Genomic DNA, 18615 nt, shown 5'->3' on the forward strand with positions numbered 1-18615 from the left:
TGTGGTGGTCGCCTGTTTATGTAGCTTGATGTCCATATCCTTGCTCCCGGATGAACTGTTGAAGAAGCCCCTTGGCGGCCAGCAAAGGATAACTTCTATGGCTCATCTGATCATCCGGGACCCTACACTTACCTCTTAATAGCCGCCTGCGTTCAGTCGGCACGCGGAGACAGCATGCACAGCATCATTCACATTGGAGCCAGTGAAGGATCACGTCTGGCTGAATGGCTCAAGGGTGACGCCCGGCGTATCGTGCTGGTTGAGCCCAATCCCGTCCTCGCCGAGCGCCTTCGCCAGGCCGCCTCGGGCCATTCCCACGTCAAGGTGGTGGAAGCCGCGGTGGCCGCTGAACCGGGCTCCTGCGAGTTGCTCGAGTATAACCTGCCGCAGGCCAGCGGACTGCACGAGCCGATCGAGCTCAAGCGGCTTTTCCCCGGTCTCAAGCTGTTACACCGCCACCCGATATCGACCATCTCTCCCCAGCAGCTGATGGCCGAGTATGGTCCTGCGAAAGGCGACGTACCGGTTCACCTCATCCTGCACGCCCCGGGCGAGGAGCACGCCATCCTGCAAGCGCTGATGGAAAACGATCAGCTGAGCCGCGTTTCCGAACTGTGCGTGACATCATCGACAGTGCCCCATCAGCCCGATACCCCGCCTGTAGAGCAGACCCTGGGTGCCTTGAAGGACTATGGGTTCGAGCTAACTGAGCATGATGCCAAGGATCCGGACTGGCAGACCTGGACTCTACGCCTTAGCCCCTTGAAGCGCCGGATGGTGACTTTGCAGCAGACTTTCAATGAGCAACTGGCTCAGCAGGAAGGGCGCGAGACACGCCTTCAGCAGGAGCTGAAGGCCGCCAGGGAAGCGTTGGATGCCTCCCAGAAGGCTAGGGCCGAGGCAGAGAAAGCTGTGGCTGAGCATCAACAAGTGACCACTCAGGCGCAGCAAACTGCCCAGCAGCGTGATGTTAGCCTGAGAGAGGTTGAACAACAGCTGGAGCAGGAGCAAGCCGCACATAAAGCCACGACAGCAGCGTGGGAGGAAAGCCGTGAGCAGCTCCAGCAGCGAACACGGAAAACCGAAAAGCAGCAGCAGGAGCTGGTGGCACTACAAGAAAAAAATCAACAGCTAGAAAGCGATACGCAGGCGATAAAGCAGCAAGTTGATGCGGCGACTACCGAAAATGCCAAGCTGCAAAAAATGCTGGACGGAGCGTCAGCTCAAAACAAAAAGCTTCAGGCTGAGAACCTGACTCTCGAGGAAGGGCTGAAGAACACCAACCGTAGTCTAAAACAAGCTGAAGAAAGCCGGCAGGCGAGCGAAACCACCCAGCAACTGGAAAAAGTAAAACAGGCTCTGAAAGAAGAGCAAGTGGCACATCAAGCCACTTCCGGTTCTCTGGAAGAAAAAAAGCACCAGTTTATGAGACGTAAACAACAAGCAGAAAAATTGCAGGCAGATCTGGAAAACCTTAAAAAGGAAGCAGTAAGACTGGAAAGCGAAAATAAAAAATTAAAGCAAAAATCGCAAGCTTTAGAAGAAGCGCAGAAAAAAGCCCGAGAGCATCAGGAGAAAGGACAAAAGGCTCACCAGGAAACCGCAAAATTACTGGAAGATCACAAAGGCTGGCTGAACAACAGAACGAAAAAGAACGCGGAACTTCAGGGGATTATCGAACAGAAAACAAAGGAGCTGGAAAACCTCCGGTCTCAAATGCGGAACTTTGAAGAGCTCAAACAAAAGCTCAAGAAAGCTGAATGCAAAGCTGCAGAACGCCAGGAGCAAGTCACTGAGCTTGCCGAAACTAACCGCAAAATTACCTGCGACAGCCAGAAGCTTAATGAACGAATGAGTGGCCTGGAAAAAGAACTCATTAAGGCCGAGACACAGATGGCTACCATCAAAACTCTCATGCTGGACTAGTAAGCGACCCGTCAACATGGCTGCCAAAAAAGACGACACTCAGAGTAAAGTACTCCCTAGCGGAATTCCAAGTGGCATACAGGTTTACCGGCACAACGCCCGCCTGCCCCCCACCGTGCAAACACAATGGGAATACGGTGATTGGCCCGCCCTGAAAGCCATAACTCTGGAAGCCGCTGAGCAGCAAGAGGCGAGGGCTTTTTTGGCCGCCATCATCGCTGTAGCTCACCACCAAGACGGAACACAAGCTGAAGCACAGCCTTATCTCCAGAAAGCCGTAGAGTGGGGTATGAACAAACGGGCCATATCGCAAATATTTGCTGCCGGTGCCTATAACTCCCTCGGCCGAGCTGCACTGCTCGCGGGGACCACCGAAAACGCGTTAAATTATTTCGGAAAATCCCTAGAAGCCGGTATACCCGGAACAGACTACCAACTGATAACCCCTGTACGGGCAAATCATCAAGGCACCCAGATGGGCATTTCGGTATCCATTCCTTACCAGGCCGAAGCGGAAGAACCGCCCCAGCTAGAAGACAACAGTAACAAGCCCTACACAGAACAACTCATGGCAATTTTGGGCAGCTTCGCCCACCGGCTTGTTCAATACGGGCAAGAGTTGATTGTCGATGGCGTAGAGGTGTTCAGAGAGAATGACCCTTTCCTGCCGGGAAAAATCGCCATGGGCCTCGCCTATTGGGTAACCGAACACCCCCCGGGCAGCGCGATCACTAAACAGCGCTGCCAGCATTTCCGCCAGATCATGCACAGCGTAGATGACCAGAACATTGAAAGCTGGGGCATACACTTCTATCTGAAAGCATTGCAAATACTGAACGAAGCAAGTCTGATAACTGAGTGCTTCAGCTTTCAGGAACTGGTCGAGCTCAGAAAACGGCTGGATTGGCGCAGTTTCGTCAAGGAAACTGACTACACCTTAATCAAAAAGCCCAACAACTTCTATGGAATAGCTTACAGTATTGCCTATACGCGCTATCAGCTGGGCTGGGATAACTTGGGACACAGCCAAAACCTGCTTGAAAAAGAACTGGACCACTACGAAGTAGTTTCCGGCGGTGAAGGTTTTCCAGACGAAACCAACGGTAAAGGCCGGTATGACCGCTACAGCTTCCTGCTGATTGCAGAAATCGCCTACCGCTTCTATGAGGCTGGGCTACCTCTCACAAAGCGAATGAAGAAGTGGCTGAAAGCGTCGGCAGATTACGTTCTGTTCAATGCAAACGATCGAGGGGATGGCTTTCAGTGGGGCAGAAGTATTGGAGCCTATGGAGATAGCGCCTTTCTTGAGATTCTGACCGCCGCAAAGGTGCACAACCTGTTAAATGAACAGGAACTAGCGGTCGCTTGCTATTTTTCAAAGAAAATTACAGGCAAGTTCCTGACGTTTTGGTTCGATAAGAGACGGGGAAGTGTTAATATTTGGAATGATGGTAAAGCAACTGATGCCTATCGGGGAAAGCACCGCATATTGGGAGAAAATCTTTCATTATTGCATCATCACCTCTATAGTCAAAGAGTTTGGGAGCAGTTCCCAGGTTATTTAAATGACCAAACTCTTTTCGAACAGTACGAATCCTGGATAGAAAGAATGCCCGATGTAAAGGTTACTTTTTTCAAAAAGGCTGAGTGCTGTTATTCAGTAACGACCATCAGGTGTGATGGTGACATTGTAAATATACCTTTGGTAAACGGTGAGCGCCATTATAATCAAATGGCTTACCAGCCAGTGCCATTTTTCACCGCTAAGGTTGGCGCAATTCCGGATTATTTTAAGCCGGTGCTAAGAACAATCATACGACTTTCCGATGGTGGCGAATACATTGCCTACCCTTGTTATGAAACAGTAGATGTGCAGGGTAAAAAGCAATGTTTCCGGTTATCGTTCTCGGCATCACACTTAACAAGACTTAATGAAGCACTCCCTGAAAAGGCTATCCAATGCAGACATTCCACAGTTTATACCGTGGCAGCAGGAAGGCTAACCGGGAAAGAAGTATGGGGCTTTAAGGGAAATGTAAGTGTAGACAGCGTTACGTTGTTTTTTATGATGCCCGAGAAGTTGGGGCGGGCCGAGACAGCTGATTTTACTGAAGATCGTAAAGCTGAGGCCTCCAAGCGAATTAAAGTCTGGACGAACGAAGAGGAAGAAGTGAGTAATCCTGTTCTTGTTGAGCCTGAGGTAGATGGTTGTGAGCAAGTATACAGTGTTTACAAGTTTGAGTTTTCACCTTCCAATTGTGAAAATTTTTCTCTGAACTGGGAGTTCAGGTTTTAATTGAGTATTGAGAGAGCTGGCGTGATGGAAAATAGCGTAACTAAAATAGCATTTGAAGAATTTCTTTCGGGGAACTACGAAGAAGCATTGAGCTTGTATGAAAAGCTAAAGTCAGAATTAGGTTCAACCGCTTTTGATTACAATATAAAGAAATGTCAAGAAAAGCTCGACCAGCATCCTGCGACTGCTAAGTCAAAGCGCAGAGAAATTAGTGAGCCGGTTAAAAAATCGATTAAGAAAGACAAGATACCGGCAACTCGTAATAACCCAAAAATTTGCTGTGTCAGAATTATTGGGAACGACCTGCCGGGATTGCACTCGGACACACAAGCCATCGAAAACCTGAAATTTATTCTGGATAACGAGCCGGAATACCCCGGTGTTGACAAGGTTTTCCTCTTGAATCGGATTGTCTCTGACCATAAGCGGCAGAAGATTAAAGACTTGATTCGAAGTTATGGCAAAAGCTTTTTTGAAGTAATTTTCAAAAAAGATGAATACCTTAGTATTCCCTTCTATGATGAAGATCTGCCAACAGGCTCCAAATGGCTGAACAAGTCGCTGACAAGCTGGGAGCAATCATGCTGGGATGTGTCACGCAGAAAGCTCAAAAACGCATATCTGATGAACAACAATGGGGCGCGAAACTACGCTCTGCAATATGGTCAAGAGCGCGGCTATGACTGGGTTCTGCCGTGGGATGGCAACTGCTTTTTGTCGCAGCAGCAGTTTGAAGAGTTACAATCTGCAATTCGGAGTGTAGGCACCAAGGATTATCTCATTGTGCCGATGGAACGATGCCTGGAAAACGCTCCGGGTCTGGCCAACGCCGCTGCTACAAATGCCGTAGAAGAGCCACAAATTGCGTTCAGTAAACACGCCCGCTTGGGATTTGATGATAAACGAGTCTACGGAAATCAACCGAAGGTTGAGCTGCTCAAACGCCTTAACGTTCCGGGCATGTGGGATGCGTGGACCAAGGAATCTCCTTGGAAAGAGATCGTAGTTGATAAGGACAATAACGAAGCTGGGAAGTGGGTGGAAGCTGCATCGGTTTTCCGGCTTGCTTCAGGAAATGTGGAAGCAGCCGTCAGTTCCAAGAACCGATCCCACTCACGGGCAGATGCGATTATCAGGTTCTGTGATGATGTATATGAATTCTGTGCCAAGGCATTGGCCAACAAAAGCAAGGTGGACTACCTCTATTACAACGCTACACTGCCAACCCACCAAAGTGATGACGTACCCGCAACAGTCGCTCTCAATATCTACTTTGATAATATTTACCTTGTTAGCTTGAATCACGAGAAAGAGAAGCGTTACAAGGTTTCGTCAAGTCTCAAAAAAATGGGTGTAAATTTTGAATATTTTGAGGCGGTGAATGGCTATAAAGGAAAACCACTACAGTGGTTTGAAAATTACAAAAAGACAAGAATAGGCGATCTGAAGCATTTCAAAGACCACAATGGCTACGAAAAAAACAGAAATATGAAGTTGATCGAATCGCCGGGGGCGGTTGGCTACCTTCATACCTACATAAACATCCTGAAAGACGCGAAGGCGAAGGGGTATAAGCGGATTCTGATTCTGGAAGATGACGTTCTTTTCTGTACCGACTTCGGCAGAAGGTTCAGCGAATTCGCCCGGAATGTTGGCGACGACTGGAAAGTGCTCATGCTCGGCGCATCCCAGTACGGATGGAGCAAAATCGATTTTGAGGACGCCCTGAATCAGCGCTTTTATACTCCAACAATTCACGATACAAAAGGCTCGTTTGCCATAGCGTTTGACATCAGCGTGTATGACGAGGTAATCAAAAATCAGGAATACATGGAAGCGCCCTTTGATAACCTGCCGCTTGGCGTAATTTACGAGAAATACCCCAGCCAGTGTTTTGTGGCATTCCCCAATCTTGTGATGCCGGATGTTGCGAAAAGCACCATCCGGGAAACCCGGTCTCAGTATGAACACGCCAACCGGGTGAAGTGGTGGGTTGGGGACTACCAGTATCCACAGAAGAAAATTACTGTAGGGCTGCTACTTAATTCATTTAAGAATGCTAAATACCTGGAGAGTTTCTGGAAAAAAGCTCTGCCCTATAATCTGGCAGTTTACATTGAGGGTTCTAATGGATTGGTGCCACTCCACAACCTGAGTCAGATTACGTGCGAATATAGAACTGAGACTATTGTAAAACAGGCTACAGGCTGCAACCTTTCTATTGATGTGCTTCTGGAAGTGCCTGAGCAGTTGGCGGTGACCCAGGAAATGATTGAGCATGACCTGGATGCGATTTTTGCCGAAAAAGATGAGTGCTCATTCCTGCTACCGGTAAATGGGTATGAACCAGAAGTCAAAGCTGGCAGGGTGTCTGTTGTAATTCCAACATACAAGCGGCCGGATCACCTGCGTGCTGCCGTAACAAGTGTGCTACAGCAAGACTATTCAGACCTGGAAGTTCTGATCGTTGATGATAACGGGAGAGCCTCCGAGTTTGATGCTGAAACAGAGCAGGTTGTGAATTCGCTGAAGAGTGACTTCGAAAAGCGGAATATCAGATACCTGAAACATCAGGTTAACGCGAACGGAGCGTCCGCAAGAAATACCGGTATTTTGGCGAGTACAGGTGAATATATATGCTTCCTTGATGACGATGATATTTACCTTGAAGGGCGAATCACTAAAAGCGTAGAAGCACTGAGAGACAGCCAGAATCACATAGGGGGTGTTTACTGCGGATTTCTGGGATGGAACTCGCCAGAGCTTGATCTGAATAGATTTGCTGAGGGAGACTTGACCAAAGAAATTCTCCTTTTAGACTATAAAAAACACTATCTGCATACGAACACCGCCACGTATAAGAGGGAGGCCATATTTGATGTAAATGGCTTTGATCCGTCTTATTTTCGCCACCAAGACTTGGAGTTCAATATTCGATTTTTTGAGTCTTACCGTATCAAGTCTGTCAAAGATGCTTTGGTTCGTTTGGCACCTGAGAAGTCCGCTGTTGATAATAAAATCTATGGCATGGACATGTACTATCTCAAGGAAAAATTCTTACAGCAGTTTTCTAGGATTATCCAAAAGCATGGTGAAGTGGTTGCAAAAAAGATCTATCTAACGCATTGGTCAGAGGCGGCCAAATATGCTAAAAAGACGCCTAATGTCACTAATCAGATCGAGCAAGACTTTAGTAACGGTGCGTTGCAAATGAAACTGTTGTTAGGTTGAGGGGGGAGTATGTATATTGGTATAGTTTGTCCAAACTTTTCAGGTAGTACGGTTGTAGGAAGTGTCTTACATAGATTTTCTTCAGTTCAGCATGTTGGAGAGATCTGGAAAGTCTTTTCGGAAAAGCACAAAGATGTTGCATTTTGTAAGGAGTGCGGAGGTGATCACTGTCCTCATTTTTCCGCCTCGTTTAAGGCTTACCTGAAAGGGTTACCCCAAGACGATATTAGTAGCGCTTTAAAGGAACGCTTTCAATCTGAATTTATTGTTTCTGGCGATAAAAGGCCTTATTATTATAAGAATTTCTCTGGCATGCCAGATAAAATATTAGTCCTTTTGAAGAACAAGTATTCAGCTGCGTTAAGTTATGCTAAAAGAGTTGAAGGTTTTTCGCATAAGGGAGGCAGTGTTCAATCAGCTGATATTTTTAGAGAGGCTGCTGAGAGTTATTACAAAGATCTAGCATCAAGGGTTAAATGGGTAGAAAGTAATTTTGCAAATGAAAATATTATATATGCTTCTCCTGAGGTTATCGTTGATATGGGCGATAGTGATTTAGCAAGGTTTGGGAAGAGTTTGTTTGGGAAAGAGATAATGATTTCTAGCACGCCCTTTGATGAAAATTTTCATTATATAGGTGGTAATCATAAGATTTCTAAAGGTAAAGATCGGAGCTATTTTAAAGGTGAGTTCCGACCTGATAGGCGCTATGAAGTTATTATGTCTCCCTCTGAAAAAGAAATTGTGAATAGAGTGGTTGAAAAAAATTTTAGAGACCTGGATTTGACAATAACTGATACAGATTTTATTGAAAGCTGGGTAAAAGATTTGTTGTGATCAGGCCTGTCAAGGTGAATTACAATATCTTTTTAACTTTTGTTTATAGCTAGTGATGTTATGATCTTGCGGTTGTACTGTGTGTACAGCGATAGTTTGAAGTGGATCTCGAAATTCAGACCAGGCGCTAAGCTCTAATTAGACTGTACAATGACGGTAATCACCTGACACATGCCCCCGTGGGGCCCCTATAGTTAACCAGTGTTTTCTGCTGTTTTCCTGGGTTCTTTTTCCGTCGCTTTGTAATGACCCCCTAGTTTCTGCACACCCTACGCAGCTAATGCAGGGTGTGCTCGGGGTGCCACATAGCCCAGAGACTGATGTGGCCGTTCTTCGTTGTAGTACCGGATCCAGTGGTTGATCACTGCCCTGGCTTGTCCCAGCGACTCGAACCGATGCAGCCAGATACACTCCTCCTTCAGGGAGCGGAAGAAGCGCTCTACGAGCCCGTTCTGTTCCGGCGTGTACGGTGTAGTGAACTCCTGCGTCAGTCCGTAGGCCTTCACCGTGCCCGTGTAGTGGCGACTGCTGAAGACCAGGCCGTTATCGGACCGCAGTGCCAAGGGCTGATGAATTCGGCCCAAAGCGCCGAATCGATGCACCAGGGCCTCTTCCAACGCGGCCTCGGCGGTCTTGCTACTGCCGTTGTCCGATAATCGCCAGCCGAGGATCTCCCGAGTGCAACAGTCGATTATCACCGCCAAGCTGGCTCGTCGATCCTTTCCACACCACACGTGAGTCAGATCAGTTGCCCATCGCTCATCAGGTCTTGAAGCGACTGACGGCAAGCTCCTGGCACGTGGCCGGAAGCCTTGGGGTCGTTTGCGCACCTGCCAGCCCTTCAACTGCAGGATGCGTTGGATAGGCTTGCGGTTCTCTCCCAATACGCACGCCAGACGACGATAACCATAGGTAGGGAACCGTTCCAGAGTCAGCTTCACCCTGCTAGCCAGCTCGGTATTGACCACACGGCGCCGCGGCTTGGGCCGGTAATACAGGCTTCGCCGCGGGAGGCCCAACCAGCGGCAGAGCTTGACGAGCGATACTACATGGCCTTCCGCGGCCAGTTGCGCCTGCAACGACCTTACGAGTTCTCGTCCTCGTCGAGCAGGCGCTTGAATTTTTTTAGTGCATAGATCTGCAGGTGGGCTTCGCCCAGTGCCTCCTTGGTCTCCCGAAGCTCGGACTCGTACTGCTCACGGATGTCCTTGGGGCGGGCTTTGAACCCATTCTCCATGTTGCGTTGGGCCTCATCGATCCAGCCCTCGACCTCGGAGACAGTGAGGTCGTATTGGCGAGCCACTTCAGCCACCGTGGTCTTGCCCTTGAACATGTCCATAACCACGGCAGCCTTGCGCTTCGCGGTCCATCGCTTGATGGGGTTGTCGTCGTTCATCCTGTCCTCCTGATGGCTGCACTATAGCCTGTGCAGCTCTGGAGGGGGTCACTTCAGCTTTGGGGAGCCCTTTCTTGAAAACGGCATAGGTTGTCATCCCCTCCATGTTGCGGCCTTCGTGGGCCCGGGAGGGAGTCATTTCAGTGCTTTATGATTCAGTTTACTGCAGAAATAGAGAGTTTGAAGCGGTTTCATGATAAGCTGAGATTGGCGACATTTTCATTAATGCTAAGGAAGTTTTTTTGGCGGGCAAAACGATGGAAGTTATTGTACATATAGGTGCACATAAAACTGGTACAACTTCAATTCAAGACTTCCTTTTCAGCCGAAGAGACGAGCTGCTGAATCGAGAAAACATTCTTTATCCTACTAGCCGCAGTATTGGCTTCAAACAAAACCATACCGATCTAACAGCTGGTGTTTTCCATAATCATGACGATCTTGGTCGGATGGTTGTTTCTAGAATTAAAAGCTCCGGAGCGGAGCGTGATGTTTATTATGGGACGTATGTTGAGGAATTAAGAAGTGAAATAGAAGCTAGCTCTTGTGACAAAGTTGTTTTATCTACGGAGGCTTTTTTTCGGCATGCAAATGATTTTGACTGGCACAAACTGTCACGTGATATAGGAATTCCTTTAGAATTTTTCAGGTTTGTGGTCTATTTGCGCGATCCGGCACACCACTATTTGTCATTAGTTCAGCAAAGAATTAAATATTCCTCAAGATTCAAATCTCCAAAATCTGTTCCTTTTAGGAAAGTTGTTCAAAGTTATGAAGACAAATTCCCTGGGAGGGTTTCGATCAGAATTTTGGAGTTAGTCAGTGACAGCGTGGCTGACATAAAGTCTGTTATCGGTATTAAGGCCTATGATGAATTCGACAATCCTGTGGAAAGGAAAAATGAAAGTTTATCCGCGGAAGCGATGCAGCTAATTCAACTTTATCGCCAAAGGTTTATGAGTGACTTGGATAACGTTGTAGATGCAAAAGGTCGTCGACTACTTCAAGTTGTGATGAATGCAGATGCGAATTTAGTTGGCGGCATTAAACCCAAGTTGTTTCAGAACGTTTATGACAGTATAAACTTGGGGGTTTTTGATGATATTAGTTGGCTTGAGTCTCAGTGTGAAGTTGATATACCATGGAAGATATCGCAGAGGATGAATAAAATCGACACAGGTGGCATTTCACTTATCTCAGATATTTGCTTTGTTGATAAAGATAGATTGTCAATGTTGAATTTGCATGTGTTTGATAATTTATTAGCTGGCCAGGTAGGATAAAATAATGCTAACCGTAAACCAAAGGCTTGGAAATGAGTTCTTTTTAGGCTACATTGAGCGCCAAGCTGCTTTATTTAATGAAAAGTACAAGAATAATTTTAGTTCTCTTGGGAGATATTATGCATGGGATGTGACGTACTGGATAGAATCTTCATTACTAGCCTTTGAAAGTACCTGTGACTCAAGATATCTTTTTGTATTGACAAATGTCATAGGTGCTATATGTGGAAGTACAGATTTCCAACTCGGACGTGAAGATGTTATCAGAGGTCGTGTTCTGAAAGCTTGGGGAACTGATCGACAGTACTCAAAAAAAGTTTTAGACAACAATTTATATACTAATATAACAACACATGCAGGAAGGATTTGCACTTCCCTTCTTTGGTTCTCTCGTCTTGCGTTGGCTTCAGAAGAGGCTGAGTTAAAGGATGTTGCTCACCTTGCTAAAAATGTAGCATTAGATGCTCTGAGAGAATTTGATGACTGTTATAAGTTGGATGAGAATTTAGGTGGAGTAGGTTATTATCAGAGGCTGCTAAGCGGTGAGGTGGAAGCATTAAATCATATCACTTCTGTTGCGGAAGCATATTATCTTGCGCATTGTATGCAGCCTTGCGATGAAAGTATCTATAAAAAATTTTTATCTTTGAATAAGTTTATATCATCTAGTCTTTATTTAGACTCATCTGGGAAGAAGGTTTGGAACTACCAGCCCTATCCAAACAATGCAAAAAACGGATCTGTAGAACCAGTTTGGAAAGCGCAAATCACCATTAGATACTTCTGGAGAATTTATACTATTGGTTTTTCTGAGGTGGAGGTGCTGCTTCCAGAGGTCGCGGAAACAATTTATAAAAATGTATTTAGATGTGGAAACTTCTCTAATGTGGAAGAGATCTTTAGTAAAGTTTCTGGTAAAGGACTAACTATGGGTGATGTGGAGAATAAAACTAATCCGTCCAGCACTCGAAGATATATAGATCTTCTCCCTTTTGTGCTTCTAATAGACGCCAAGCCCGAAATATTTGAATCGATTTGGAGGGTGGTTGAGGAATTTGATTCGGCTGATTGGATTATTTCCCATCCGAGAGGATCTATAGCTTATGCTTACCTGTTGAGGTTTGTAGATTCAGTTAGACCCTAAGTCTTATTGAGATATTCTCATGGCGCTATGCTAAATCATAAAATGCTCTTGCTGCAATATTTAAAGCGTTTTTGTTACTGCGTTAGACAGCAGGTGACCGATAGTCATATGCTGTGACATCTTAGGTGTTTTTTTATCTTGATAACTTTGCTTTGACATGTGGTGATTTAATTGTCATTAGTGTTGGTCGCCAAGAATCTAATTATGGTTTATTGTAATATATAGGGAGATGTATGAAAGTTGCCGTCGTTGGTACTGGCTATGTCGGCCTCTCCAATGCAATGCTCCTGGCTCCGCGCCATGAGGTTGTAGCGCTAGATGTCGATGCTCAAAAAGTCCAGTTGCTGGACAATAAAGCCAGCCCCATTGAAGATTCTGAGATTAATCAGTTTCTTTCAGCAAAGGAACTTAATTTTCGGGCAACGCTTAACAAAGAGCAGGCCTACGCCAACGCCGATTTCGTTATCATTGCCACACCCACTGACTACGAGCCGGAAACCAACTATTTTAACACCAGTACGGTGGAGTCGGTCATTCAGGATGTGATGGCGATCAATCCCGAAGCGGTGATGGTAATCAAGTCCACTGTGCCGGTGGGGTTTACTCGAGAAGCCAGCGAACGGTTTGGTACCAATAACTTGATTTTCTCGCCGGAGTTTCTACGCGAGGGAAAGGCGCTCTACGACAACCTCCATCCTTCACGTATTATCGTCGGTGAGCGGTCAAAGCGGGCCGAGCAGTTTGCAGCCTTGCTCCAGGAAGGTGCGGTCAAGAAAGATGTACCGACGCTGTTTGTCGACAGCACTGAGGCTGAGGCCATCAAGCTGTTCTCCAACACCTACCTGGCCATGCGCGTCGCCTATTTTAATGAGCTGGACACCTACGCCGAAACCCATGGCCTGGACACGAAGCAGATTATCGATGGGGTTGGGCTGGACCCGCGCATTGGCAATCACTACAACAACCCGTCGTTTGGCTATGGTGGCTACTGCCTGCCCAAAGACACCAAGCAGCTGCTGGCCAACTACGAGGATGTACCCAACAACCTGATTAAGGCTGTTGTGGATGCCAACCGCACCCGCAAGGATTTTGTGGCCGATGCGGTACTACGTCGTAATCCGCAGGTGGTAGGTGTGTACCGCCTGATCATGAAAACTGGCTCCGATAACTTTCGTGCCAGCGCCATGCAGGGGGTGATGAAGCGCATCAAGGCCAAGGGCATCGAAGTAATTGTATATGAGCCAGTTATGGATCATGATGAGTTTTATCACTCGCGCGTTATCAAGGAACTTGAAAATTTTAAAGAACAGGCTGACGTTATTCTGGCCAATCGTGTTACAGCTGAGTTGTTGGACGTTGAAGAAAAAGTGTATACGCGAGATTTGTTTGGAAGCGATTGATTCCAATGTCTCAGCTCTTGATTTTTAACAGGAGAGGTGATGAGTCAGACCGTTCTTGTGACCGGTGGTGCTGGGTATGTTGGCTCCCATGCTGTGGTTGCCTTGTTGGAGCGCGGCTACTCGGTTGTGGTAGTTGACAACCTGACAAACTCCTCCCGGGAAGCGCTGCGCCGGGCAGAAAAAATTGCTGGGTCTAGTCCTGTATTTATTCAGGGTGATATTCGTGACGTCAGCCTACTCTCAACAATATTCAACGAATTTGATATTGACCTAGTGATGCATTTTGCCGGCCTGAAATCTGTCGGTGAGAGTGTGTCTCGGCCATTGGACTATCATGAGGTCAATGTGGCGGGCACGATTTCGCTTTGTCAGGTCATGCAGTCAGCCTCGGTTTTTAACCTTGTGTTCAGCTCATCGGCCACGGTGTATGGCGAGCCCAGTTCGATGCCGATCAGGGAAACCTTTCCTACAGGGAAGCCTACTAATCCCTATGGCCGCTCGAAGCTCTTGGTCGAGCAGATACTGGAAGACCTTGCCCATTCGGATGAGCGCTGGTCAATCGGTGTGTTGCGCTACTTCAACCCTGTCGGTGCTCATCCAAGTGGCTTGATTGGTGAGGATCCTAAGGGCATACCGAACAATTTGCTACCCTATGTCAGCCAGGTGGCGGTCGGTAAGCTTCCCCGGCTAAAGGTGTTCGGTAACGATTACCCAACGTCTGATGGTACCGGTGTCCGAGATTATATCCACGTTGTGGATCTTGTGCAGGGCCACTTGGATGCGCTGCGTGTTCTTCCGGATATGAATGGGGTGCACGTCTGGAATCTGGGTACTGGTAAAGGCTACTCCGTGCTACAGACTGTTGAGGCTTTCGCTAAAGTATCGGGGTGTGAGGTGCCGTTCGAATTTTGTGAGAGGCGAGAAGGCGATATCGCCGAATGCTGGGCAGATCCGGCAAAAGCATACAAGGAGCTAGGCTGGCAGGCCAGATTCGGTATTGAGAAAATGGTTGAGGATGCCTGGAGGTGGCAGCGACTGAACCCGGATGGCTATGTCGATCAATAATTCAAGCGTCCTGGCCTCAGATAAAAGGGCTGTGCTGGCAACTTCAAACTTAATGCCTCTTCATCTGTTGGTACAGTCTCCCTGGTTCGATACGCAGTGGTACCAGACACGCTATGCGGATGTGGCGCGTTCCGGGCTGAGCCCTGAAGCGCACTATTTGCGCGTAGGAGAACCGAGGGGCTGGCAGCCCGGGCCGAGCTTCGACCCGCGCTGGTACCTGGCGCAGTATCCTGATCTTGCGAAGGCGGATATCAGCCCCCTGCTGCACTTCATTTCCCACGGTGAGCAGGAAGGGCGGTTGCCGTGTGCTCTCGAGGCTGTGCGGTTGGACAGCGCTCTTTGGGGGCAGCACGGAAAGGTGGATGAGTGCCTGAGTTCACTGGTCGCATTGCTCACTGATGGTTCGCTGCCTGAAGCCAGCTACGCCGGCTTTGCGCTGGGTCGCTGGCATGCCTGGCAGGGCGACTGGCAGGCGGCGGCATCTTGCTTGGCACGTCGGCCCGAGGGTAAAGGCTGCTTGCCCAAGCATGCGGGGCCGGCATTGCTGTCGGTGGAAGCTTTCGGTAGAAGCGGCCAGTTGGCCGAAGCCTGGCGAAGCTTGGCGTCGCTACAGCGCCACGCGCCTGGGCGGGCGGATACGTCGCTGGCGGTGGCGAATCTGTTGGGTTGGCAAGCAGAGGCTTACCCCGAGGCAGGCGCCGATCGGCAAGGCGAATGGCAGCGGCAGCGCCTGACATGGATCAATGACGTATGGCAACGCCATGGCCTGGCGCAAGTCGAGCTGGCTGACCCGATGGTTGGAGTGAATCTGGATAATCTGGTTGGCATTGGACAAGGGCAACACCACTGGGCGCTTGCCGGCGCCAATCGCGCAGCACAGCTGCTCGCTCACCAGCCCTCCCATCACGCCTCACGCCTTACCTCTCACCAGCGCGAAGCGCGATCACCGCTTTTGACCGTCATCGTGCCGGCCTATAACGCCGAAAAGGGCTTGTCGACGGCGCTGCAGAGTCTCGCCGAACAGCGCGGGGTGATGCTGGAAGTGATCGTGGTCGACGACGCTTCCACCGATCATACAGCTCGCGTGGCTGAGGCCTTCGCCGGGCAAGATGCGCGCTTCAAGGTGCTTCGCCAGCCGTCCAATCAGGGCGCTTATGCGGCGCGTAATCGTGGTTTAGCCGAGGCGCGCGGCGACTATATTACCGTGCACGACAGCGATGACTGGTCGCACCCCGACAAGCTGGCCGCCCAACTGGCCGGGCTTGAGGCGCATCCCGAATGGATGGCCTGCTGTTCGCACTGGGTGCGCTGTACGCCCGAGCTGATCTTCAGCAATTGGCGGATGGAAGAGGGGTGGACCTATCGCAATGTCTCCTCGCTGATGTTCCGCCGCGAGGTATTCGACGCCTTGGGCTACTGGGATCGGGTGCGAGTGGAGGCGGATACCGAGTACTATTACCGCATTCGCACCGCTTACGGCGACCATGCGGTGGGTGAGGTACTGCCTCGGGTGCCGCTGGCCTTCGGGCGGTCGGCGCCGGATTCTCTCACGGCTGTGGGGGCCACGCATCTGGTCACCCAGTTCAGCGGCGTGCGCGCCGACTATCGTCAGGCCAGCCAGGCCTGGCATCGTGCTGGAGCTGAGCGGCCCGAGCGCCTTTATCTGCCCGCCGAGCCGGCGCAACGGCCGTTTGCCGCGCCGGAGGCGGTGTTGCCTTGAGTCGTTCGCAGCAGAAATGGGGATGCTGCATTCTCCATAACGGCTACGGATGACGATAAATAGTCCAGACAGGGTTCTTCAAGGAGTTGTGTGACGTGAACGAGCAGAGCGGGCAGGTGCCCCAGCAGCAGTTGGAAACTCGCATTCGTGAGATGGAGCAGAGCCTGCAGGAGCGTGAGGTTGCCATTGCCCAGCGCTTCGACGAAGTGGCCCGAGTGACGCAAGCCCTGGAAGAGGAGCAGGCGCAGAAAACGGCATTGGAGCAGCAACTGAGTGAGCTGCGTCAGGAGCTGGCTGAGGCAGCGGCTCGCCAGGCGGCATCCGAGCAGCCCAGCGTGGAGGAGCAGGAACAGACGCTGAAGCAGCATAGCCAACTGCTGCACGACAGCGACTTGTTCGATGCGGAGTGGTACCTGGCTACCTATCCGGATGTTGGTGCTGCCGAACAGTTTGCCCAGGCGCCGCACGAGCACTACCTGCGCTACGGCGGCTTCGAAGGCCGCCAGCCTTGCCCGGAGTTCGATTCAAGCTATTACCTTGAGCAGTATCCTGACGTGGCCGAGGCCGGCGCGAACCCCCTGGTGCATTACCTTCTGCATGGCCGCCAGGAAGGGCGGCGTATCTTCCCTCCGCTTGAGGGGGCGTGATGCATCGGCAGCTAGCCGACGCTCTGGAAGCATCCGGCCTGTTCGACGCCGAGTGGTACCGCACTACCTATCCGGATATCGAAGATGGCCCTCTGTCTCCTTGGGAGCACTTCCTGCAGCACGGCCTGCAGGAAGGGCGGGCCCCTGGCCCTGGTTTTTCCCCCGCGGAGTATCTGGCGGCCAACCCCGATGTCAGCGCGGCCGAGCTTCCTGCAATGGAGCACTACCTGAGGTGGGGCAGGCAGGAGGGACGGCTTTTATCTCGGACGTTGGCCTGGCCGGAAGCACCGCTGCCAAACGGATTGCCCGACTGGGTGGGGCTGGACAAGGAATCGCCTGCCACTGACGTCCCGCCCGTTGAGGGAGAGCGAATTCTCTATGTCCTCTCGATTCAGAGTGGCGGCACCCCGCAGACCAATCAGGATCTGATGCGGGCGGTGGAGGCTCGAGCGGAATGCCTGGTGCTGAGGTGCACAGGCCAGGAGATGGTGCTCTACCTCTTCCACTCCGGCATCTATGTGCGCCTTGCCACGCACCGGCTGCAAGAGTCGGTGAAACCAGTGCCGCATGTGTCGGCAGAGTACGACCGTGTGGTCGAGCGATGGCTGGTGGCGTATCGAGTGACCCTGGTGCATGTTCGTCACCTGGCGTGGCAGGGGCTGGGGCTCATTGCGACGGCTGAGCGGCTAGGGTTGCCGGTCGTGTGCTCGTTCCACGACTACTATGCGATTTGCCCCTCGGTGAAACTGCTGGATGAGAATCTGCAGTTCTGTGGCGGACGCTGTACGGCCTCCCGTGGTGAATGCGCCCAGGAGCTGTGGGCGCCCGAACTGATGCCGGCCCTTAAGCATGAAGGCATTTATCCGTGGCAGCAGCAATTCGCCGGGGCCTTGGCGCTGTGCGATGGTTTCGTGACCACCACAGAGGCCGCACGTGATCTGGTGCTTGAGATATTTCCCGCGCTGGCTGCGCGGCCCTTCGCGGTCATCCCTCACGGTCGGGATTTCACCGAGCTGGCTACGCTGGCTGAATGCCCGGAGCCGAATGCCCCACTGCGCGTGCTGGTGCCTGGCTTTATCGCGGTGTCCAAGGGTAGTGGCGTTCTGCTCGAGCTGGCAGAACACCCGGCGCTCTCGCACGTGGAATGGCATGTACTGGGCACCCTGGCAGGGACCCAAGCCATGCCGTTACCTTCCAATGTGATCGTTCACGGCCCCTATGCGCGCGATACCTTTGCAGCGCATGTGGCAAGCATCAGACCTCATCTGGGCGCAGTGCTTTCCTTGTGGCCTGAAACCTGGTGCCACACGCTGACGGAGCTGTGGTCAGTAGGGGTGCCGGTGCTGGGGTTCGATATCGGTGCCGTCGGGGAGCGCCTTGCGGCCAGCGGGGGAGGCTGGCGAGTGAGCCCGCTCAACGCAGAAGCGGCGGCGGAAACCCTGATACGGGCGTCACAGCCACAGGAATGGCGCCGAGCGGCGGAATGCGTCTTGCACTGGCAGCAGGACGAGCAGATCAGTACTACCCAGATGGCCGAGGCTTATTGGCAGTTGTACCAGCAGGTACTGGCCGCCCAGTAGAGGGCTCAGCCTCGGTCCCAACCCCGGGCGGACCCTGTCCATCCCGTTTTGCACGCCCCCCCACGATGCTGGCAAGTGTAGCCTGCTGCC

At 50.6% G+C, this 18615-nt stretch carries 13 protein-coding genes; 11 read left to right on the plus strand and 2 right to left on the minus strand.

Annotated features, from left to right (window positions below; all coding sequences use genetic code 11):
• Positions 1–174 precede the first annotated feature (174 nt).
• The 4 genes from ACGTN6_RS17960 to ACGTN6_RS17975 are packed head-to-tail and all read left to right on the plus strand — an operon-like array spanning position 175 to position 8290.
• Positions 175–1926 carry a coiled-coil domain-containing protein gene (locus ACGTN6_RS17960; protein ID WP_394594287.1) on the plus strand — a complete coding sequence of 584 codons (1752 nt, stop codon included), beginning with the start codon at positions 175–177 and terminating at the stop codon, positions 1924–1926.
• A gap of 16 nt (positions 1927–1942) precedes the next feature.
• Positions 1943–4222, plus strand: a complete 2280-nt coding sequence (locus ACGTN6_RS17965) for a tetratricopeptide repeat protein (RefSeq protein WP_394594289.1) — start codon at positions 1943–1945, stop codon at positions 4220–4222.
• Between the two features lie 24 nt (positions 4223–4246).
• The gene (locus tag ACGTN6_RS17970) at positions 4247–7453 is read left to right on the plus strand and encodes a glycosyltransferase (RefSeq protein WP_394594345.1); all 3207 of its coding nucleotides are present in this window, start codon (positions 4247–4249) and stop codon (positions 7451–7453) included.
• A gap of 9 nt (positions 7454–7462) precedes the next feature.
• Complete coding sequence (locus tag ACGTN6_RS17975; RefSeq protein WP_394594291.1) at positions 7463–8290, plus strand: hypothetical protein; 828 nt, start codon at positions 7463–7465, stop codon at positions 8288–8290.
• A gap of 269 nt (positions 8291–8559) precedes the next feature.
• Here the strand turns inward: ACGTN6_RS17975 and ACGTN6_RS17980 are convergent, their stop codons facing one another.
• Complete coding sequence (locus tag ACGTN6_RS17980; protein WP_394594294.1) at positions 8560–9369, minus strand: IS3 family transposase; 810 nt, start codon at positions 9367–9369, stop codon at positions 8560–8562.
• Between the two features lie 5 nt (positions 9370–9374).
• Entirely contained in the window at positions 9375–9686 is a 312-nt protein-coding gene (locus ACGTN6_RS17985; protein WP_394594297.1) for a transposase, read from the minus strand.
• A gap of 242 nt (positions 9687–9928) precedes the next feature.
• On the opposite strand from ACGTN6_RS17985, the gene ACGTN6_RS17990 reads away from it, so the two are divergent.
• The 7 genes from ACGTN6_RS17990 to ACGTN6_RS18020 all read left to right on the plus strand — a co-directional run bounded on the left by ACGTN6_RS17990 (position 9929) and on the right by ACGTN6_RS18020 (position 18525).
• On the plus strand, positions 9929–10969 hold the full coding sequence (locus tag ACGTN6_RS17990) for a hypothetical protein (protein ID WP_394594299.1): 1041 nt from the start codon (positions 9929–9931) through the stop codon (positions 10967–10969).
• A 4-nt stretch (positions 10970–10973) separates the two neighbouring features.
• Positions 10974–12113, plus strand: coding sequence for a hypothetical protein (locus ACGTN6_RS17995; protein WP_394594301.1), 1140 nt, complete (start codon positions 10974–10976; stop codon positions 12111–12113).
• Between the two features lie 233 nt (positions 12114–12346).
• Entirely contained in the window at positions 12347–13513 is a 1167-nt protein-coding gene (locus ACGTN6_RS18000) for a nucleotide sugar dehydrogenase (RefSeq protein WP_394594304.1), read from the plus strand.
• Positions 13514–13552: 39 nt separating this feature from the next.
• Positions 13553–14578 carry a UDP-glucose 4-epimerase GalE gene (galE, locus tag ACGTN6_RS18005; RefSeq protein ID WP_394594307.1) on the plus strand — a complete coding sequence of 342 codons (1026 nt, stop codon included), beginning with the start codon at positions 13553–13555 and terminating at the stop codon, positions 14576–14578.
• Positions 14565–16298: a glycosyltransferase family 2 protein gene (locus tag ACGTN6_RS18010; RefSeq protein WP_394594309.1), complete on the plus strand. Its 1734-nt coding sequence runs from the start codon at positions 14565–14567 to the stop codon at positions 16296–16298. The genes galE and ACGTN6_RS18010 overlap by 14 nt, the downstream gene beginning before the upstream one ends.
• A gap of 95 nt (positions 16299–16393) precedes the next feature.
• A complete protein-coding gene (locus ACGTN6_RS18015; RefSeq protein WP_394594311.1) occupies positions 16394–16945 on the plus strand; it encodes a hypothetical protein in 552 nt (183 codons plus the stop codon).
• Positions 16945–18525 carry a glycosyltransferase gene (locus ACGTN6_RS18020; RefSeq protein WP_394594314.1) on the plus strand — a complete coding sequence of 527 codons (1581 nt, stop codon included), beginning with the start codon at positions 16945–16947 and terminating at the stop codon, positions 18523–18525. Before ACGTN6_RS18015 ends, ACGTN6_RS18020 begins: the two co-directional genes overlap by 1 nt.
• The last annotated feature ends 90 nt before the right edge of the window (positions 18526–18615 follow it).

The sequence above is a fragment of the Halomonas sp. B23F22_20 genome (assembly GCF_043496985.1).
Classification (GTDB): Bacteria; Pseudomonadota; Gammaproteobacteria; order Pseudomonadales; family Halomonadaceae; genus Halomonas.